Below are 20,572 nucleotides of genomic sequence, written 5' to 3'. Positions count from 1 at the left end.
TTTGTATATGTTAGTGAGTATCTACTTACTGTCGAATAACTTTCGTTGAGTCATTTCCAAGTGATGAGGTCAGCTTATTTTCGACCTTTGCTCATTAATTTAAACGAAACTTAGCGATCACTTCGCAATTGGTTGCGGTATCGATCTTCTCTACTTGTTTCGCAATTGCTGGGTTTGGATGACGCTTCATAAAATCGATAAGTGCTTTTGTGCAACAGCCGATGGAGTCAATAAAGCTCGCGCAATTCTGGTTTGGGCATTGGGGAATAAGTGTGAGCACTTTTTCAGATGCCAGCTGAAGATATTTGAGTTCGTATTCGGTATCACCAGCCCAGCGCCAAAATTGCGCGAGGTTGTGACAAGAGATTACAGAAATCAAAAGGCGTTCGTCTGCTTCAATTTCCACGCATTCACTAATGTCTTCACTTAAGCTTAAAGCTTGTTGATAGTGAAGAATGCTGCGTACAGGATCATCTAGTTGCAGGGCAGTATCGGCTAGGAGTGTGTGTTTTTCCCATTCACTGATCATTATCGTTGTCCCACGTATCGAATTTGGGATGAATCTAAACGATAATTATTATCAAGTAAAGTAGTTTGTTTACAAAAGGACAGGCAGATCGCAGACCTGCCTGTAATTGAGGTTCGACTTGCAATGCAAGTGAATCAGATGAACTAGCCTTCTAGACCCGCAGAAGCTTGTTTGTTCTGGATAAGCTCAATCATGTAACCATCAGGATCTTTTACAAAGGCGATGTGTGTTGTACCACCTTTCACTGGGCCCGCTTCGCGAGTAACGTTACCGCCTGCGGCTTTGATTGCATCACATGTTGCGTAGATGTCGTCTACGCCAATTGCAATATGACCAAATGCTGTGCCTAGGTCATATTCTGTCTTACCCCAGTTGTAAGTCAGTTCAATCACGGCACCTTGGGATTCATCACCGTAACCAACAAAGGCAAGTGTGTATTCGTACTCTTTGTTTTCGTTGGTACGAAGCAACTGCATGCCCATGACTTCAGTATAAAATTTGATTGATTTGTCTAGATCACCTACGCGAAGCATAGTGTGTAGAATTCGACCGTTTGACATTTTTAGCTCCTAGCTTCTGTTTTCAGATAGCGTTAACTATCTGGGTATACTTTCTCTTTATATTCGCACAAATCTTCAATAATGCAGCTTCCACAGCGAGGCTTTCTCGCTAAACAAGTGTAGCGACCATGAAGAATTAACCAGTGGTGTACATCGAGTTTGAACTCTTTTGGTACCACTTTTAATAGTTTTTGTTCGACATCATCTACCGTTTTTCCCATCGCAAACTTAGTACGATTCGAAACGCGATAAATGTGCGTATCGACAGCAATGGTTGGCCAACCAAATGCGGTGTTGAGCACGACATTGGCGGTCTTACGGCCGACTCCTGGAAGAGCTTCAAGAGCGTCGCGATCTTCAGGCACTTCGCCATTATGTTTTTCTAATAAGATCTTACAGGTTTTGATGGTGTTTTCTGCTTTTGAGTTAAACAGGCCAATGGTTTTGATGTATTCCTTCAAACCATCGACACCCAAATCGAGAATACTTTGTGGCGTATTCGCAACGGGGAAGAGTTTGTCAGTGGCTTTGTTGACACTAACATCGGTCGCTTGCGCTGAAAGTAGCACAGCGATGAGTAACTCAAATGGAGAGCTCCAGTTCAGTTCCGTTTCAGGATTGGGGTTGTTTTCTCTTAATCGTTCCAGAATTTCTATTCTTTTTTCTTTGTTCATTGCTGACTTCCAAACCCGTCTTTGCGGTTTATGAAAAAGGCCCTACGAGTGGTAGAGCCTTGATTTTAGAATTCTTATATTATGCGTTAGTTACGCGAGCACGCTCAATGGCCGGTTTTTCTTCTTTCGGCTGACGAGCCTGAATTGAGCTGTCGATAACATTTTTCAACGCAATCAAAAGTCCTACACCGATGAAAGCACCTGGTGGTAATAGTGCTAATAAGAAGCTGCTATCAAATTGGAATACTTGAATGCGCAGCGCTGCAGCCCAGTCACCCAATAGCAAGTCTGCGCCGTCAAACAATGTGCCGTTGCCGATAAGCTCGCGCATTGAGCCCAACACAACTAGCACACTGGTCATGCCCAGTCCCATCCATAAGCCGTCCAATGCGGCAGGAAGCACATCATTTTTTGAAGCGTAAGCTTCGGCGCGACCGATGATGATACAGTTGGTTACGATCAACGGGATAAAGATACCCAGTGATAGGTACAATCCGTAAGCGTAAGCATTCATTAGTAGCTGGACGCAGGTTACGAGTGACGCAATGATCATAACGAAAACCGGAATTCGGATCTCTTTAGGAACATAGTTACGGATCAGTGAAACCGTTACGTTAGACCCCACTAGTACCAGTAATGTGGCAATACCAAGCCCCAGCGCGTTGGTGATCGTCGATGAAACGGCGAGTAGAGGACATAAACCGAGCAGCTGAACCAATGCTGGGTTGTTGCTCCACATGCCGTTCTTCATCAATTGTTTGTTTTCGCTCATTGATTGTCTCCTGCGCAGTTTAGTGGCTGGCTGAGAATCTCATCACGAGATTGATTTACGTAGTTTACGGTGTTTCTGACTGCTTTGACGACAGCTCGAGGCGTAATGGTAGCGCCAGTAAACTGATCAAAGTCTCCACCATCTTTACGAACTTTCCAAGAATTCCAATTATCTTCGGTGACTTGCTTACCCGTGAAGCCAAGAATCCAACTGGTAACGCGAAGATCTATTTTATCGCCTAGCCCCGGTGTTTCTTGATGGCTAAGTACGCGCGTACCTAAAATCTTACCTTGATTATCGATACCTGTGATGACTTTGATTTCACCGTTATAGCCATCTGGTGCAATCGACTCAATGGCGATGGCTGTTGGCTCGCCATTTTTGGTGGCAATGTAGGTAGGCATTGCGTGCATCGTGCCAAGCTCTGGAGACGTCACCAACGTGCATGATTGAGTTAATGCGTTGTCGTGCATCGTTTCAGGAATTACTTGATTAAGCACTGAAAGTAGCTGCTTTTGTTCCTGAAGCTTGATTTGATCTTCGGTTAAGTACTGAGTCAACGCGACCAAACCTGTTGTGGCGCAAGCAAAGATCGCCAGTGTCAGACCATTTTTTCTAATTGCGGTTAACATGTTTACCTCAGTGGCCGTAAGTTCTAGGTTTGGTGTAGTAGTCGATAAGCGGAACGCACATGTTGGCTAAAAGAACCGCAAAGGCGACGCCATCAGGGAAGCCGCCCCAACTACGAATAATAAAGACAAGAGCACCGATCAGCGCACCAAAAATAAGGCGACCCTTTACTGTGGTAGATGCCGATACTGGATCTGTCGCAATAAAGAACGCACCTAGCATGGTTGCGCCTGACAGCAGATGGAAGATTGGCGAAGCCGTCTCTCCCGGCGTGATAACGCTGAAAATAAGGCTAAACAGAGTCAAACTCGTGAGGAAGCCTGCTGGAATGTACCACTGAATGATGCGTTTTTTGATCATCACTAAGCCGCCAATCAGGTAGGCTATGTTCACCCACTGCCAGCCGATGCCAGCCAAGCCACCAAAGATCGGCTGTGAAAGCACTTCACTAGGGGTTGCTCCCGTGTGAATACCTGTTTTAAAGGCATCCAGTGGAGTTGCCATTGTTACACCATCAACACCAGCACGAACTTGTTGCAATGAAAGACCGTCATAATCAAAACCAGTGAAAATCAAAGAGAGGGTATCTGCGAAATTCACATGGTCTGGAATCAACTGTGTTGGTGCACTCCAACTGGTCATTTGAACCGGGAAGGAAATCAAAAGTACAACGTAAGCGACCATTGCTGGGTTGAAGAGATTCTGTCCAATGCCGCCATAAAGATGTTTGGCAATCACAATCGCAAAAATTAAACCAATAACTATGATCCACCACGGAGACCAAGGTGGAATGGCAACGGCGAGTAGCCATGCGGTGACAATTGCACTGTTGTCTCGTAACGCTCTCATTGGCGAGCGTTTACGACAGATCATCACGAGTGCTTCAAGTGATACTGCAACGGCGATAGCAAAAATCAGCTGGATTAATGTGCCCCAACCAAAGTAGTAAGTTTGCGCTGCCAAGCCAGGGATAGCACATAAGGCTACCCATTTCATTAAGTCAGGCGTGCTGCGACGACTATGCGCATGCGGTGAACTGGCAATAAAAAACGACATTACTCGTTCTCCTCGGTATTATTTTTATTCGCGTCTTGTTGAGCTTTACGCGCTTTTGCACGAGCAATAGCAGCAGCGACTGCGGCTTTCTTCGGATCTTCGGTTGGCTCTTGAGAAGCAGTTTCTTCAACAGGTTGAGATTCAGTCTCTTGTTGCGCTTTGCGCGCTTTTGCACGAGCAATAGCGGCTGCAACTGCGGCTTTCTTCGGATCTTCGGTTGGCTCTTGAGAAGCAGTTTCTTCAACAGGTTGCGATTCAGTCTCTTGTTGCGCTTTGCGCGCTTTTGCACGAGCAATAGCGGCTGCAACTGCGGCTTTCTTCGGATCTTCGGTTGGCTCTTGAGAAGCAGTTTCTTCAACAGGTTGCGATTCAGTTTCTTGTTGCGCTTTACGCGCTTTTGCACGAGCAATAGCGGCTGCAACTGCGGCTTTCTTCGGATCTTCGGTTGGCTCTTGAGAAGCAGTTTCTTCAACAGGTTGAGATTCAGTCTCTTGTTGCGCTTTACGCGCTTTTGCACGAGCAATAGCGGCTGCAACTGCGGCTTTCTTCGGATCTTCGCCAAGCTCTTGAGAAGCTGTTTCTTCAACAGGTTGAGATTCAGTTTCTTGTGGTGCTTTGCGCGCTTTTGCACGAGCAATAGCGGCTGCAACTGCGGCTTTCTTCGGATCTTCGGTTGGCTCTTGAGAAGCTGTTTCTTCAACAGGTTGAGATTCAGTTTCTTGTTGTGCTTTACGCGCTTTTGCACGAGCGATAGCAGCAGTGACTGCAGCTTTCTTCGGATCTTCGGTTAGCTCTTGAGAAGCTGTTTCTTCAACAGGTTGCGATTCAGTTTCTTGTTGTGCTTTGCGCGCTTTTGCTCGAGCAATAGCAGCGGCTACTGCAGCTTTTTTATCTTCTGGCGCTTCAGATGCGTTTTCTTCCTGCTGAGCTTTTTTCGCTTTCGCGCGTGCGATTGCTGCAGCAACTGCGGACTTTTTGTCATCAGCATTGTTAGCAGGGGTTTCGCTTTGTTCTTTTTCTGCTTTACGTTCACGAGCAAGACGCTTGCGCTCTTCACGCAGTTTTGACATTTCGGAGTTGTCAGGCTCAGTTGCACCAACTTTTGCTGCTTCGGCTTGCTTCGCTTTTGCTTTGGCAATGGCAGCCGCGACAGCAGGTTTAACTGCTGGCTCAGCTTTATTCTCTTCGTTCGATTTTTGTGCTTTAACACGAGCAATGGCTGCGGCGATCGCATCATCACCACCGGTTGACTTCATCTCTTTTCGACGGTCATCCGCGGCTTTCTTGAAGCGGTTCTCACGTTCTGCTTTTTCGCGCTCCATACGCGCTTTTTTCTCTTCGAAGCGCAGTTTCGCACGCTCTGCGGCTTCTGCTTCTTGAGTTCGAGTACGAATTTCTGCTTTTGCTTGGCGGTAATATTGCACCAGTGGAATTTCACTTGGACAAACAAACGCACAAGCGCCACACTCGATACAATCTTTTAGATTTAGTTCTTCTAGCTTGTCATATTCTTCGGCCTTGGCATGCCATTGAAGCTGCTGTGGCAGTAGAGATGCAGGACAAGCTTCCGCACATTGACCACAACGTATACATTCCATCTCGTATTGATGAGCTGAAATCTCGTGACGAGTCGGAGCTAAAATACAGTTCGCCGTTTTGGTGATAGGAACCTGTGAGTGGGGCAGGGTAAAGCCCATCATTGGTCCGCCCATGATCAAACGCTGAAGTTTTTTATCGGCTTTGTACCCGAATTCGTCGAGCAGTGCTTGAACTGGGGTACCCAAGATCGCCCATACGTTTCGAGGCTGTTTAAAGGTTTTACCTGTTAACGTAACGACACGTTCGATCATTGGCTCGCCATCGATGATAGCGCGCTTAATTGAGTATAAAGAACCGACGTTTTGAACCAAGATGCCAATATCTGCAGGGATAGAGCCGCTAGGAACTTCCTTGTTGGTCAGAATCTTTATCAGCTGCTTTTCACCGCCCGATGGGTATTTCGTCGGGATTACTCGAATAACAATGTCCTTGTTCAGCGCGGCACTTTCCAACGCTTTAATGGCATCTGGTTTGTTATCTTCGATACCAATGATCGTCAGTTTTGGCTTAAGGATATGTTCGACAATTTCGATACCCTGGATAAGCTCTTCGGCATGCTCCTGCATCAGTTTGTCATCGGCCGTGATGTACGGTTCACATTCTGCTGCATTCACAATCAGGATTTCTGTACGAGCAATGCCCGATTGGATCTTTTTCGCGGTAGGGAAGCCAGCACCACCCATCCCTGAAATGCCAGCAAGGCGAATAATGTCGATGAGTGCATCGGCGGATTCTTGAGTGTAGTCAGCGATAGGTGACTTTTCACACCAAGTATCTTGGCCGTCAGGAGTGATGACGGCGCACAATTCGCTCAAACCAGAAGGGTGAGCCACCGTTCGAGGCTCGATGGCAGTAATAGTGCCAGAAGTTGGCGCATGTACGGGCACTGTAAACCCAGTTTCTGATTGGGTTAAAGCTTGTCCTTTTAAAACGTGCTCACCAACAGAGACCAACAAGTTACCCGCTTTACCAATGTGCTGTTTCAGCGGAAGAATGATTTCAGCGGGAATGGATGCTCGCACTAAGTCGGCTTTATTGGATTGTTTTTTGTTTTCTGCCGGATGCACACCGCCTGGGAAGTCCCAAAGCGAGCCTGTACGAATTTGTTCAATCAAAGACAACATACGAAACCTTACTTAATTGAATCTTTCACGTTCGCTGCATCGCTGGCAGCATCCGTAATGTTAACCACTGGGATGGCGTTAAGTTGCCACTTCCAGCTATCTGTGGTGGTTTCCACAGGAATCATTTCAATACAATCGGTTGGACATGGCGCGACACACAAATCGCAGCCTGTACATTCGTCTTTGATGACCGTGTGAACGGCTTTTGTCCCACCAACAATCGCATCAACAGGACAAGCTTGAATACACTTAGTACAACCGATACACATATCTTCGTGAATGAAGGCAACGGTCGGTACTTTGCTGTCTAGATCGTGTGCCGACTCTTCAGGTTCCACACCCATTAAGTCTGCGAGTTTTTCGATGGTTGCTTGACCGCCGGGAGGACACTTATTGATGTTGTCTCCATTCGCAATCGCTTCTGCGTATGGTCGACAGCCTGGATAACCACATTGGCCACATTGTGTTTGTGGAAGAATCGCGTCGATTTGATCCACGATAGGATCCGCTTCAACTTTAAAACGAATAGAAGCAAAACCAAGAATGGCGCCAAAAATCGCAGCAAGCACAGCGAGTGCGATGATCGCAATTAAAATCGTACTCATTGTTTACTTCACCAAACCTGTAAAGCCCATGAAAGCAAGCGACATTAAACCCGCAGTGATCATTGCAATCGATGCACCTTTAAATGGAACAGGCACGTCAGCCGCAGCGATACGCTCACGCATAGAAGCAAAAAGGATCAATACAAGCGAGAAACCGACGGCTGCACCAAAACCATAAATGATAGATTCGATGAAGTTATGATTCTCATTGATGTTGAGAAGTGCAACACCCAATACGGCACAGTTGGTCGTGATCAGCGGTAAGAAGATACCAAGCAAGCGATAAAGGGTCGGGCTAGTTTTGTGTACAACCATCTCGGTGAACTGTACCACGACAGCGATCACCAAAATAAAGCTCATGGTTCTTAAGTACTCGATACCGAGCGGTCGCAAGATATAGCTTTCCACTAAGTACGCACACACAGATGCGAGGGTTAGCACAAAAGTGGTTGCTAACCCCATGCCTATTGCTGTTTCCAGTTTTTTAGACACGCCCATAAATGGACACAAGCCCAAAAACTTCACCAGTACAAAGTTGTTCACCAGCACAGTGCCGACCAACAACAAAACATATTCGGTCATAGTTATTACGTTCTTAAAATCCGATCCCAATATTATCGTGTTTTGTGACACCAATAACAACCAGTGAACGATGTGGTTTTATACACACGGCTGAAAAATAACCGTCAATGTGAGTTAGATAGATGAATTTGTATCGGAATTAATAGTTTGGTGAATAATTTGTTGGGGGAATGAGAGCTAACGAAAAGTGCGCGAATCCTGAGTGGCCCATATGAACGATTGAGTTGGCCTCTGATACTTAGCAAGTGGATAGAAATTTTAAGCAGATTTTTTGACGATTAAAAACGAAAAAAGCTCAGTTTTTCAACTGAGCTTTTTTCTTGAATTTGGCTCCCCCTGCAAGACTTGAACTTGCGACATACGGATTAACAGTCCGCCGTTCTACCGACTGAACTAAGGGGGAATTGCTTTGCTTGAAAGCGGGAAGAATCTTACCGAGCACTAAAACTAGTGTCAACAGTAAAAAAATACATTTTTTTGAAAAAATTGCGCTTAAAGCGCTTTACTTTTTTGTAGTGCTTGCCAGTAAAGGGCTAGAGTTACTTATCCACTAAAATTGTGGATAAGTGTGTTGATGAGATCTGAGTAAAGATCTCTCATATGCAACGCGGTTTGTTTTGTGTGCATTTTTAGTCAGTTTTATGCGCAAAATAGGCAAATGAAACAGTGATTTATTGAGTGAGTGGGTAAAATATTCAAAGTGGATAAAAGATGAGCTTTTGGGGATAACGAGCTTTTTAGAGAAGTTTTGGGGAAAAGTTGTGGAAACTATAAGTTGATATTAGAGGAGTGTTTATCAACTAGGGCGAAGTACTATATCAGAGCGACTCGAATAAGGCTATAGCCATATAGACAAAGTACAAAAATTATTAACAATGAGTGAGAAAAATCATTTAGGCATAGATTTCGTTTACTAAGGTGTATATATATACAGCGCAGAAGTGGTAACACAGCCTAACGTAGTAAAGGCAGTAAAGATTGAGGAAGGGTATGAGTAAAGTTTATGAACTGGTCTCTGAGTATCAGCCATCAGGTGACCAGCCAACCGCGATTAAGCAATTATTAGAAGGCTTAGATGCGGGGTTGGCGCATCAGACGCTTTTAGGTGTAACGGGTTCTGGTAAAACGTTCACGCTAGCGAATGTGATTGCTCAAGCACAGCGTCCTGCAATTTTACTGGCGCCAAATAAAACCCTCGCGGCTCAGTTGTATGGGGAAATGAAATCGTTCTTTCCTAACAATGCGGTCGAGTATTTTGTGTCTTACTACGACTACTACCAACCAGAAGCGTACGTACCTACAACTGACACCTTTATTGAAAAAGATGCGTCAGTGAACGCTCACATTGAGCAAATGCGTTTGTCTGCCACCAAAGCTTTACTAGAACGAAAAGATGCCATCATCGTCGCTTCTGTCTCGGCCATCTATGGTTTGGGTGATCCCGAGTCGTATTTACAGATGATGCTGCACTTACGCCGTGGTGACGTGATCGATCAGCGTGACATGCTTCGTCGCCTAGCGGAACTCCAATACTCGCGTAATGATGTCGCTTTTGAACGCGGTCAGTTCCGTGTTCGCGGCGAAGTGATTGACATATTCCCAGCCGAGTCTGACCAAGATGCTGTCCGTGTTGAAATGTTTGATGATGAAGTGGATTGTATCAGTGTGTTTGACCCATTGACGGGTGTCGTGAAACAAAGAGATTTGCCGCGTTACACGATTTACCCGAAAACGCACTACGTGACGCCCCGCGACCGTATTCTCGAAGCGATAGAAAGCATCAAAGTTGAGCTCGAAGTACGCAAGAAACAATTACTAGAGAATAACAAGCTAATAGAAGAGCAGCGCATTAGCCAGCGTACACAGTTTGATATCGAGATGATGAATGAGCTCGGTTTCTGCTCTGGTATCGAAAACTACTCACGTTATCTCAGTGGTCGTTCTGAGGGTGAGCCGCCTCCAACCTTGTTCGATTACTTGCCTCATGATGGTTTGCTTATCATCGATGAGTCCCACGTGACTGTACCGCAGATTGGTGCGATGTATAAAGGTGACCGTTCACGTAAAGAAACTCTGGTTGAGTTTGGTTTCCGCTTACCATCGGCGTTGGACAACCGTCCTCTAAAATTTGAAGAATTTGAGTCTCTTGCTCCGCAAACTATTTTCGTCTCGGCAACGCCGGGCAATTATGAGCTAGAGAAATCGGCAGGTGAAATTGCGGATCAAGTCGTGCGTCCTACCGGCTTGCTGGATCCAATACTCGAAGTTCGACCAGTCGCGACTCAGGTCGATGATCTATTGTCTGAAATTCGTATTCGTGCCGCCAAAGAGGAACGTGTTCTTGTTACGACTCTGACCAAACGAATGGCGGAAGATTTAACGGAATATCTGCATGAGCATGATGTTCGTGTTCGTTATCTTCACTCAGACATCGACACGGTAGAGCGCGTCGAGATCATTCGAGATTTGCGCTTAGGTGAGTTCGATGTCTTAGTGGGTATCAACTTGCTTCGAGAAGGTTTGGATATGCCGGAAGTCTCGCTGGTGGCAATTTTGGATGCCGACAAAGAAGGTTTCTTGCGTTCAGAACGTTCACTCATTCAGACGATAGGTCGTGCTGCACGAAACATTGAGGGTAAAGCGATTCTCTATGCGGATAGCATTACAAAATCGATGAAAAAAGCGATGGATGAAACAAATCGTCGTCGTGAGAAGCAGCAAGCGTACAACGAGAAAATGGGCATTACGCCGCAAGCGTTAAAACGTAATATCAAGGATATTATGGAATTGGGCGACATTACTAAGTCCAAACGTCAACGCAATACTAAGCAAGTGCCACTGTCTAAAGTGGCTGAACCATCTCAAACTTACGAAGTGATGTCTCCACAACAATTGGAGAAGGAAATCAGTCGACTAGAAGCGGCGATGTACCAACATGCTCAGGATCTGGAATTTGAGCTTGCGGCTGAGAAGCGTGATGAAATAGAAAAACTGCGTGCGCAATTCATCGCGAATAGCTAGTTAACACGAAAAGCTGTTTCTAAAGAGATACTTGGAATAGGCAAAAAAGAAGCCAATAGGCAGTCGGGTCTATTGGCTTGTTTTGTGAACATATCGTTCACTAACAACGTCAGTTGGCTAGGTGACCCGAGGGGTCGCTAATATATCAGCATGCTTTATGCCACTTTTTAACCTATTGATATCATTTTTGATTCTATTATCATTAACCGTAACTTTGCTAATGTTATTTGCAAAATGCAAAGCGTAATGCGATTATTGTTTAAAACACAACAAAATATTAGCTAGGTTATGCAACAAAAAACTGAAGGCCAAAAATCTCGTTACCTTCTGATGGTTGAGGATACAGCATCGGTTGCGGCGTTATACCGCTCGTACCTCACGCCGTTAGGGATCGACATTAATATTGTCGGTACAGGTAGAGATGCCATTGAAAGTCTCAATCATCGAATTCCAGATCTTATTCTTCTTGATCTTCGTCTGCCTGATATGACGGGGATGGATGTTTTGCATGCCGTTAAAAAGAGTCATCCAGATGTGCCGATCATTTTCATGACGGCTCATGGCTCTATCGATACAGCGGTAGAAGCGATGCGTCATGGCTCTCAAGACTTTTTGATCAAACCGTGTGAAGCAGACCGTCTGCGTGTTACGGTCAACAACGCAATTCGAAAAGCAACTAAACTAAAAAATGAAGCAGATAATCCGGGTAATCAGAATTACCAAGGTTTTATCGGCAGCAGCCAAACCATGCAGCAGGTCTATCGCACCATTGACTCTGTCGCTAGCAGTAAAGCGAGTATCTTTATTACTGGTGAAAGTGGTACGGGTAAAGAGGTATGCGCAGAAGCCATCCACGCTGCAAGCAAACGTGGTGATAAGCCGTTTATTGCCATCAACTGTGCAGCCATACCTAAAGACTTAATTAAAAGTGAACTATTTGGTCACGTAAAAGGGGCATTTACTGGTGCGGCAAATGACCGTCAAGGTGCCGCTGAGTTAGCCGATGGTGGCACGTTGTTCCTCGATGAATTGTGTGAAATGGATTTGGACTTACAAACCAAATTATTGCGATTCATCCAAACCGGTACGTTCCAGAAAGTGGGTTCTTCAAAAATGAAGAGTGTGGACGTGCGCTTCGTTTGTGCGACCAACCGAGACCCTTGGAAAGAAGTTCAAGAAGGGCGTTTCCGCGAAGACTTATACTACCGTTTATACGTGATTCCTTTGCATCTTCCGCCTCTTCGCGAACGTGGTGAAGATGTGATTGAAATTGCGTACTCACTGTTAGGCTACATGTCTCATGAAGAGGGCAAAAACTTTGTCCGCTTTTCTCAAGAAGTGATTGACCGCTTTAACAGTTATGAGTGGCCGGGTAACGTCCGACAACTACAAAACGTACTACGCAATATCGTGGTGCTCAACAACGGCAAAGAAATTACGTTAGATATGTTGCCACCGCCGCTGAATCAACCGTTAGATAGGCCATCTGTATCTAAACTGATTGAGCCAAAAGCGATGACTGTTTCAGAGATCATGCCGCTATGGATGACAGAGAAAATGGCGATTGAGCAAGCGATTGAGGCGTGTGACGGCAATATTCCAAGAGCCGCTGGGTATCTTGATGTCAGTCCGTCAACGATTTACCGCAAACTACAAGCATGGAATGGTAAAGAAGAGCGGCAGAAGGTGTAAGCATGACGATATTGAATCAACAAAAAATAGATGAACTGTCGATGGAAATCGGCAGTGATAACGTGCCTGTTTTGCTCGATATTTTTTTGGGTGAGATGGATACGTACATCGACAACTTGTCGCAGTTAGAAGGTTCAGAGCGCTTAATGTATTTGAAAGAGATCAGCCATGCGCTAAAAAGCAGTGCTGCGAGTTTCGGAGCCGACAGTTTGTGTGAGTTAGCGATGTCTATCGATAAAAAAGCCAAATCTGGTGATTTAGTTGAACAGGGGAGTGAGGTTAACACTATGCTTGATCGCTTGAATGAAACACGCGACGCGTATCGCTCTTGGACTCAATAAAGTCTTTACTTTTTAAACACAAAGCCCTTCCATATTGGAAGGGCTTTGTCGTATCAACGTTGGCAGTCTCAAGTGGCTACTTAGTGAGTAGTTGGTTTTCTATCGCTGCTTTCAACTTATCTCGGTCGTGACGCCAATCTCGGTTGGTTGAGGCTAATGATTCGGTAACGACGTTCCATTGTTCCAACACTTTCTGGTCCGTTTCTTCGGCAAGGACGACATCGATTCTTCGTCCTTGGCACGCACGTTCACACCATTCCAGCTTTTGCGCCATCGACATTCGACCTGCTGGGCCGTATTCAGGGCTGAGGTTAGCGACGAATATCACCTTCGCTTTTCGGTTTGCTGCAATGGCTTTGCCCAGCTCAGGCAATAACAGTGGCGGCATAATACTGGTGAGGAAACTGCCTGGGCCAAGAATGATTGCATCGGCTTCTGCCAGAGCAGTAACGGCTTCTTTAGTGGCTGGAACTTCTGGTGAAAGATCTAAGCGACGTAAGTCGGTTTCCATCTCATCCACATTGGTTTCACCTGTGACCCATTGACCGTTCACTGAAAGCGCAGACAAATCCGAAGGGTGCTCTGACATTGGCAGAATATTGACATCAACCTTAAGCATGTTTCGGATCAGATTGATTGCATCCAGCGGTCGAACCGACAAGTTATCCAATGCTGTTAGCATCAAATTGCCAAGGTTGTGGCCGTCCAGCTCTCCCGTACCTTTAAAGCGGTATTCGAACATCATCGAACTGATAGATGGTTCAGTGATTAGCTGGTTGATGCAGTTTCTGGTGTCTCCCCAAGCGATGCCACCTTGGCAGTGACGAATACGCCCAGTTGAACCACCATTGTCGGTTGTGGCAACAATGCCCGTAGCATTGCTGCCAAAGTCTTTTAAAGCGGCTAACATTCGACCTAAGCCATGACCACCGCCAACAGCGACCACTTTCTTATCCGTATAGATATTCATTACGTTCTTCTAATAATCTTGTAAAAAACGGCTACAATTTAACTTAATGAGTGTCCTAACGGTACTCACTAAGCGGTAATTTGTGTCTCTAGAGAGTTTTTTATCACTCAAGTCTGGATTCCATTACAAATATTAAGTATTTTACTCCGCAAAGCTATCAGGGGTTATCCCTCTGGTTGCCATAACTCCGAGCTCACTATGCTAAGTCTGAGGATAAGCATTTTGAGCCAGTGACATACTGTCACAAGGGCATGATTGGAAATGGCCATGCCTCCCGTGTTTGGAAAGGTGTTCCGTGGCGCAACAATTCGAAGACAAATTTCATCGTAAGTTTTATTACTTGCGTCTGTCTGTGACCGACGTATGTAATTTCAAATGTACCTATTGCCTTCCTGATGGTTACAAACCATCGGGCAACAAAAACTCGTCTTTTTTATCTCTTCCTGAAATCAAACGGGTCGTAAAAGCGTTTGCTGATTGTGGCACGTCAAAAGTGCGCATTACTGGCGGTGAGCCAAGCTTGCGCAAAGATTTCCCTGACATCATTCATTCTGTCGCAACGACGCCAGGCATCAAAAAGGTGGCGACGACGACCAACGGCTACAGAATGGCGAAGCAAGTTGCAGACTGGCGTGAAGCCGGTTTAACAAACATCAACGTGAGTGTAGATAGCCTCGACCCTCGAATGTTCCATCAGATTACTGGTGAAAATAAGTTCACTGAAGTCATGAATGGTATCGAGCGTGCGTTCGAAGTCGGTTATGAGCAGGTCAAAGTTAATGTGGTGTTGATGAAAGATCTGAACCATCACGAGCTACCCGCATTTCTTAACTGGATCAAAGATCGTCCAATCCAATTGCGCTTTATTGAGCTAATGCAAACGGGCGAGATGGATGACCTATTTTCAAAGCATCATGTTTCTGGTGTTGCGATTCGTAATCAACTGATTGCGAACGGCTGGTTACTGAAAGTGCGTTCGCACAATGATGGCCCCGCTCAGGTGTTTGTTCACCCAGATTACAAAGGTGAAATTGGTCTTATCATGCCTTATGAAAAAGACTTTTGTGAAAGCTGTAACCGTCTGCGTGTTTCTGCGCTGGGTAAGCTGCACCTTTGTTTGTTTGGTGAACATGGCGTGGAACTGCGTGATTTGTTGGAGCGTGATGACCAAGAAAATGAGTTGATTGAACGTATCCAATCGCAGCTGCAAACAAAGTCCGTAAGCCACTTCTTACACGATGGCAATACTGGTATGACGCCGCATCTTGCGTCTATCGGCGGCTAACTTTATTCAATTTTTAGAGAGAGCTTGGTGCTAAGCTGGCTCTAACTTTTTCCGAATCGATACCAAGCGTATCAAAGCTAATTTAGAGAATAGGTGAACAAATGGGTCACGCTGAAAGCAAATTTCAACCTGCAAATATTGCCGTTCTAACGGTATCTGACACACGTACTGAAGAAAACGATACCTCTGGTCGTTACCTTGTTGAACACGCTCAAGAAGCGGGTCACAACGTAGTAGACAAACAAATCGTTATTGATGACATGTACAAGATCCGCGCGATCGTTTCTCAATGGATTGCCGATGAAAACATCCAAGCGATCATGATCACTGGCGGTACAGGTTTTACCTCACGCGATAGCACGCCAGAAGCACTTAAGCCTCTATTTGATAAAGAAGTTGAAGGCTTTGGTGAGTTGTTCCGTATGGTGTCGTATGAAGAGATCGGTACGTCTACTATTCAGTCTCGTGCGATTGCAGGTTTTGCTAACCACACCGTGATCTTCGCAATGCCAGGTTCAACGGGTGCGTGTCGTACAGGCTGGACAAAAATTATTAAACAGCAGTTGGATGCAAGTCATCGCCCTTGTAACTTCATGCCACACCTATCTGTATAACCTTTCCTAAAAGCGAAGGAAAAACAATGACCCAATTTACACACATTAATGCATCTGGCGAAGCGAACATGGTCGATGTGTCTGCAAAAGCAGAAACCGTGCGTGAAGCTCGCGCTGAAGCATTTGTACACATGGCTCCAGAAACCTTGCAACTGATTGTCTCTGGCCAGCACCACAAAGGTGATGTGTTCGCAACGGCTCGTATTGCTGGTATTCAAGCAGCGAAGAAAACATGGGATTTGATTCCACTTTGTCATCCGCTACTGCTTTCTAAAGTTGAAGTTCAACTGGAAGCTATCGAAGCAGAAAACAAAGTTCGCATCGAGTCTGTATGTAAACTTGCGGGTAAAACTGGTGTCGAAATGGAAGCGCTCACTGCAGCTTCCGTCGCTGCACTAACGATTTACGATATGTGTAAAGCAGTACAAAAAGACATGGTCATTGGTCAAGTTCGTCTATTAGAGAAGACGGGTGGCAAATCTGGACATTTCAAGGCGGAATCATGATTAAAGTACTTTTCTTTGCTCAAACCCGCGAGCTAGTGGGTATCGACAGCGTTGATTTGGACGGCCAGTTCGATACGGTCGAAGCCGTTCGCGCACATCTTGTCGAAGCGGGCGCAGAAAAAGCAGGCAAGTGGGATTTGGCGCTTGAGCCAGGCAAGCTGCTTGCTGCAGTGAACCAATCGATCGTTCCACTGGATACACAAGTAAAAGCGGGTGACGAAGTCGCGTTTTTCCCACCGGTAACGGGAGGCTAAGATGGATCCTCGTGTTTCTGTACAAGTTGAAGACTTTTCTGTTGATCAAGAATATCAACGCTTGTCGGAAGGCACTGCTGCTGGTGCGGTCGTGACCTTTATCGGTAAAGTCAGAGATATGAACCTTGGTGACAACGTGATTGGCCTGCACCTAGAGCATTATCCGGGCATGACGGAAAAGAGCTTGAGCGATATTTGTGATGAAGCTGAAGCTCGCTGGCCTCTGCTTGGCGTGCGCGTGATTCATCGTGTGGGTGATATGGACAGCGGCGACCAAATTGTATTTGTGGGCGTTTCTAGTGCGCATCGCGGCGCGGCATTTGATGCGTGCGAGTTCATTATGGACTACCTGAAAACCAAAGCACCGTTTTGGAAAAAAGAGCGCACAACTAACGAAGATCGTTGGATTGAATCGCGCGACACCGATCATCAAGCAGCGCAGCGCTGGGAAAAATAGAACCAGCCACTCGTTTTGACAAAAAATAAAAAGCTAAGTGTTAATCGCACTTAGCTTTTTTGTATTTCGCGATTTGTTCAACCATATTGAAACGGTTCAATACTGCGATTCTTATCTTCGAAAACACCCGTGTTTTATCTCGGTGACATTGTTCACAATAAAAAATATCGAGCAATATATAAACGATTATTTGTTAGACTTCGTTTGTCACAAATGTTAAATAATATGCAAATATCTAGCATAAGATGCTATCAAATAGTTTAAATTCAGAGTAATCGAAAGTTTTGGCTGATAAATGTCAGTTACAGTCTTCATTTTACTAGTGAATGCTTTTGTATTGGAGTTTATTGCTAGATATGTGCGGTTATTACAGAATTATTAGTTTTTTTGCTACATTTTTATGGCAAATTACTTCAATGATTGCTAATGTGTGCCGCAGTCTCTGTAAGGTTTTAGGCTTTTGTGCTCAGAAAGTGCACTAAAAAAATCTAAAACGCTGACCGTTCCAGTCCCTTATAGAGAAGTCATGGATGCTAACGAAAAAACTTGGAGTTTTACGCATGTATAAGAATAAAATCACGCGCGCTTTATTTATTGGTGCTGGTCTTTCTCTTGCCCTAGCGGGTTGTGGCGACAATAAGCCAGAAGAAAAACAGGCGGCTCAGCCGGCACCTGCACCAGAAGCAAAAACTGATTCTTCAGAACCGAAACTAGCAGCAGTTCAAGAATTGGTGCGTGGTAACGGTACAGAAGTTGCGACAATAGACCCTCACAAATCTCAAGGTGTTCCTGAATCTCACGTGATTCGCGACCTACTTGAAGGCCTAGTAAACCAAGACGCAGACGGTAACACTATCCCAGGTGTTGCAGAGTCTTGGGAAACTGAAGACAACAAAACATACACTTTCCACCTACGCAAAGACGCGAAATGGTCAAACGGCGATCCTGTAACAGCAGGTGACTTCGTTTACAGTTTCCAACGTGCTGTCGACCCTGCAACGGCTTCTCCATACGCTTGGTACATGGAATACACCAAGATGAAGAATGCGAAAGACATCGTTGCTGGCAAAAAAGACAAGAGCGAGCTGGGTGTTAAAGCTGTGGATGACCACACTCTAGTGGTAGAGCTAGATACAGCTGTACCTTACTTCGTGATGATGATGGGCCACACAACAGTGAAACCTGTTCACCAAGCGACAGTAGAGAAGTTCGGCGAGCAATGGACGAAGCCAGAGAACTTTGTTGGTAACGGTGCTTATGTTGTTGACAACTGGGTTGTGAACGAGCGTCTAGTATTGAAGCGTAACGAGCAATACTGGGACAACGAAAACACCACACTAGAGAAAGTTACTTTCCTACCGATTGAAAACCAAGTTGCAGAAATGAACCGCTTCCTAGCGGGTGAAATCGACTTCACGAACGAACTGCCAACAGAGCACTTCAAGCGTCTGAAGAAAGAGCACCCACAAGAAGTATCTGTGACGGGTAACCTATGTACTTACTACTACATCTTCAACACGAAGAAAGCTCCGTTTGATGATGTACGTGTTCGCCAAGCTATCTCTTACGCGATTGACCGTAACATCGTAACTGATGCGATTTTAGCTCAAGGTCAAAAACCAGCTTACTTCCTAACGCCAGAAATCACAGCAGGTTTCAACCCAGAAATTCCTGCTTACGGCAAAATGACGCAAGAAGAGCGTAACGCAGAAGCGGCTCGTCTATTGGAAGAAGCAGGCTACGGTGCAGATAATCCACTTAAGTTTAACCTTCTTTACAACACGTCTGAGAACCACAAGAAAATTGCGGTTGCTCTAGGCTCTATGTGGAAGAAAACACTTGGTCTAGACGTAACGCTAGAAAACCAAGAGTGGAAAACATACCTATCAACAAAAGACTCAGGTAACTTCGAAGTTGCTCGTGCTGGTTGGTGTGGTGACTACAACGAAGCTTCGTCATTCTTGACTCTAATGATGAGCAACAACACCACTGGTGGTATTCACTACGACAGCAAAGAATATGATGCAATTATGAATAAAGCGTTCAGCTCTACGTCAAACGAAGAGCGTCAGGCGCTTTACCTAGAAGCAGAGAAGCTAATGGCGAAGGATATGCCAATTGCACCTATCTACCAGTACGTGAAATCACGTCTACTATCTACGAAAGTGGGTGGCTTCCCATCAAACAACGCGGAAGAAAAGATCTACTCTAAAGATCTCTACATCACTGAGTAAATCTTCAATCAGATAGAACTATAAAAATTAGGCTCTGCATGTGAGAAATTGCATGTAGCGCCTATGTTCAGTCCAAAATAAATCGGACTATTCTTTTTCATTTAAATTGTCACAGACTGAAAGAGTGAGTTTATGCTTAAATTCATCGCAAAAAGGATATTTGAGGCGATCCCAACAATGTTGGTTTTGATCACCGTATCTTTCTTTCTTATGCGTTTTGCACCGGGAAACCCTTTCTCGACAGAACGTCCACTACCGCCAGAAGTTATGGCGAACATTGAAGCGAAATACGGCCTTGATAAGCCAGTATTCGAGCAATACACAACGTATTTGACCAACGTTCTGCAAGGTGATTTTGGTCCATCGTTTAAATACCTAGATTACACCGTAAACGAGTTGATCGCCGTTGCTCTGCCAGTGTCAGCGAAAGTGGGTTTTATCGCCTTCATCTTTACGTTGATCATGGGCGTGACGGTCGGGACGATAGCGGCTCTCAAGCAGAATACGTGGGTTGACTACACCATAATGTCGACCGCGATGCTTGGTGTGGTTATGCCGTCGTTCGTATTGGCACCAGCTCTGATTTACCTATTCTCTCTACATTGGCACATTTTCCCTGCGGGTGGTTGGCAAGATGGTAGCTGGCAGTTTTTAGTGTTGCCGGTTATTGGTATGTCATTGCTTTACGTTGCAACGTTTGCCCGTATTACTCGCGGTTCAATGATTGAGACACTAAACAGTAACTTTATCCGCACCGCTCGTGCTAAAGGTCTGAGTTACCGTTACATCATCATCAAACATGCTCTTAAACCAGCACTTCTTCCTGTTGTTTCATACATGGGTCCTGCTTTCGTAGGCATCATCACGGGTTCTGTTGTTATCGAAACCATCTTTGGTTTGCCGGGCATCGGTAAGCTATTCGTTAACGCTGCATTTAACCGTGACTACTCGCTAGTAATGGGTGTAACCATTCTGATTGGTTTCCTATTTATCTTATTCAACGCGATTGTAGATATTCTACTTGCAATGATTGACCCGAAAATTCGCTACTAACAGGGAAGTTTGGT

20 protein-coding genes, 1 tRNA gene and 1 riboswitch are annotated in these 20,572 nt (G+C 45.2%); of the genes, 10 read left to right on the top strand and 11 right to left on the bottom strand.

Annotated elements, in window-relative coordinates; translation table 11 throughout:
- Window positions 1-94: 94 nt before the first annotated feature.
- The 10 genes from DYB02_RS12465 to DYB02_RS12420 form a co-directional block, all read right to left on the bottom strand.
- On the bottom strand, window positions 95-529 hold the full coding sequence (locus DYB02_RS12465; protein ID WP_005490627.1) for a DUF2753 domain-containing protein: 435 nt from the start codon (window positions 527-529) through the stop codon (window positions 95-97).
- 143 nt (window positions 530-672) lie between these two features.
- Window positions 673-1,089, bottom strand: a complete 417-nt coding sequence (gloA, locus tag DYB02_RS12460) for a lactoylglutathione lyase (RefSeq protein WP_005480812.1) — start codon at window positions 1,087-1,089, stop codon at window positions 673-675.
- A 32-nt stretch (window positions 1,090-1,121) separates the two neighbouring features.
- Entirely contained in the window at window positions 1,122-1,763 is a 642-nt protein-coding gene (nth, locus tag DYB02_RS12455; RefSeq protein WP_005480814.1) for an endonuclease III, read from the bottom strand.
- A gap of 79 nt (window positions 1,764-1,842) precedes the next feature.
- Entirely contained in the window at window positions 1,843-2,535 is a 693-nt protein-coding gene (locus tag DYB02_RS12450; protein ID WP_005480817.1) for an electron transport complex subunit E, read from the bottom strand.
- A complete protein-coding gene (rsxG, locus tag DYB02_RS12445) occupies window positions 2,532-3,167 on the bottom strand; it encodes an electron transport complex subunit RsxG (protein ID WP_005494487.1) in 636 nt (211 codons plus the stop codon). Before rsxG ends, DYB02_RS12450 begins: the two co-directional genes overlap by 4 nt.
- 7 nt (window positions 3,168-3,174) lie before the next feature.
- Window positions 3,175-4,221: an electron transport complex subunit RsxD gene (gene rsxD, locus DYB02_RS12440; RefSeq protein WP_029806517.1), complete on the bottom strand. Its 1,047-nt coding sequence runs from the start codon at window positions 4,219-4,221 to the stop codon at window positions 3,175-3,177.
- Window positions 4,221-6,944, bottom strand: a complete 2,724-nt coding sequence (gene rsxC / locus DYB02_RS12435) for an electron transport complex subunit RsxC (protein ID WP_061064927.1) — start codon at window positions 6,942-6,944, stop codon at window positions 4,221-4,223. The genes rsxD and rsxC overlap by 1 nt, the downstream gene beginning before the upstream one ends.
- A gap of 8 nt (window positions 6,945-6,952) precedes the next feature.
- On the bottom strand, window positions 6,953-7,549 hold the full coding sequence (rsxB, locus tag DYB02_RS12430; protein WP_005480813.1) for an electron transport complex subunit RsxB: 597 nt from the start codon (window positions 7,547-7,549) through the stop codon (window positions 6,953-6,955).
- A 3-nt stretch (window positions 7,550-7,552) separates the two neighbouring features.
- Window positions 7,553-8,131 (bottom strand): electron transport complex subunit RsxA, encoded by a 579-nt coding sequence (gene rsxA / locus DYB02_RS12425; protein ID WP_005380762.1) that lies wholly within the window; start codon window positions 8,129-8,131, stop codon window positions 7,553-7,555.
- Between the two features lie 327 nt (window positions 8,132-8,458).
- Window positions 8,459-8,534, bottom strand: a tRNA-Asn gene (locus DYB02_RS12420).
- A 587-nt stretch (window positions 8,535-9,121) separates the two neighbouring features.
- Here DYB02_RS12420 and uvrB point away from each other — a divergent pair.
- From uvrB to luxU, 3 genes are all read left to right on the top strand, one after another.
- Window positions 9,122-11,152, top strand: coding sequence for an excinuclease ABC subunit UvrB (gene uvrB, locus DYB02_RS12410; protein ID WP_005494496.1), 2,031 nt, complete (start codon window positions 9,122-9,124; stop codon window positions 11,150-11,152).
- 288 nt (window positions 11,153-11,440) lie between these two features.
- Window positions 11,441-12,844 carry a quorum-sensing sigma-54 dependent transcriptional regulator LuxO gene (luxO, locus tag DYB02_RS12405; protein ID WP_172462910.1) on the top strand — a complete coding sequence of 468 codons (1,404 nt, stop codon included), beginning with the start codon at window positions 11,441-11,443 and terminating at the stop codon, window positions 12,842-12,844.
- Window positions 12,845-12,846: 2 nt separating this feature from the next.
- Window positions 12,847-13,185 carry a quorum-sensing phosphorelay protein LuxU gene (gene luxU / locus DYB02_RS12400; RefSeq protein ID WP_025500803.1) on the top strand — a complete coding sequence of 113 codons (339 nt, stop codon included), beginning with the start codon at window positions 12,847-12,849 and terminating at the stop codon, window positions 13,183-13,185.
- 76 nt (window positions 13,186-13,261) lie between these two features.
- Here the strand turns inward: luxU and DYB02_RS12395 are convergent, their stop codons facing one another.
- Window positions 13,262-14,155, bottom strand: coding sequence for a YvcK family protein (locus DYB02_RS12395; RefSeq protein ID WP_005494500.1), 894 nt, complete (start codon window positions 14,153-14,155; stop codon window positions 13,262-13,264).
- Between the two features lie 173 nt (window positions 14,156-14,328).
- A riboswitch (molybdenum cofactor riboswitch) is annotated at window positions 14,329-14,462 on the top strand.
- On the opposite strand from DYB02_RS12395, the gene moaA reads away from it, so the two are divergent.
- From moaA to oppB, 7 genes are all read left to right on the top strand, one after another.
- Entirely contained in the window at window positions 14,451-15,440 is a 990-nt protein-coding gene (moaA, locus tag DYB02_RS12390; RefSeq protein ID WP_029804899.1) for a GTP 3',8-cyclase MoaA, read from the top strand. (Overlaps the previous riboswitch by 12 nt.)
- Before the next feature lie 101 nt (window positions 15,441-15,541).
- Window positions 15,542-16,054, top strand: a complete 513-nt coding sequence (gene moaB / locus DYB02_RS12385; RefSeq protein WP_005482393.1) for a molybdenum cofactor biosynthesis protein B — start codon at window positions 15,542-15,544, stop codon at window positions 16,052-16,054.
- Between the two features lie 26 nt (window positions 16,055-16,080).
- The gene (moaC, locus tag DYB02_RS12380; protein ID WP_005461493.1) at window positions 16,081-16,560 is read left to right on the top strand and encodes a cyclic pyranopterin monophosphate synthase MoaC; all 480 of its coding nucleotides are present in this window, start codon (window positions 16,081-16,083) and stop codon (window positions 16,558-16,560) included.
- Entirely contained in the window at window positions 16,557-16,814 is a 258-nt protein-coding gene (moaD, locus tag DYB02_RS12375; RefSeq protein WP_005461535.1) for a molybdopterin synthase sulfur carrier subunit, read from the top strand. Before moaC ends, moaD begins: the two co-directional genes overlap by 4 nt.
- 1 nt (window position 16,815) lies before the next feature.
- Window positions 16,816-17,271: a molybdopterin synthase catalytic subunit MoaE gene (gene moaE / locus DYB02_RS12370; protein ID WP_005461480.1), complete on the top strand. Its 456-nt coding sequence runs from the start codon at window positions 16,816-16,818 to the stop codon at window positions 17,269-17,271.
- A gap of 560 nt (window positions 17,272-17,831) precedes the next feature.
- Entirely contained in the window at window positions 17,832-19,505 is a 1,674-nt protein-coding gene (locus DYB02_RS12365; RefSeq protein WP_029804900.1) for an ABC transporter substrate-binding protein, read from the top strand.
- 132 nt (window positions 19,506-19,637) lie between these two features.
- Window positions 19,638-20,558: an oligopeptide ABC transporter permease OppB gene (oppB, locus tag DYB02_RS12360; RefSeq protein WP_005461536.1), complete on the top strand. Its 921-nt coding sequence runs from the start codon at window positions 19,638-19,640 to the stop codon at window positions 20,556-20,558.
- Window positions 20,559-20,572 lie beyond the last annotated feature (14 nt).

This window comes from Vibrio parahaemolyticus (assembly GCF_900460535.1).
In the GTDB taxonomy this organism is placed as follows: Bacteria; Pseudomonadota; Gammaproteobacteria; order Enterobacterales; family Vibrionaceae; genus Vibrio; species Vibrio parahaemolyticus.
Note: the sequence above shows the minus strand (reverse complement) of the source record. Positions and strands in the feature narration are given on the sequence as shown.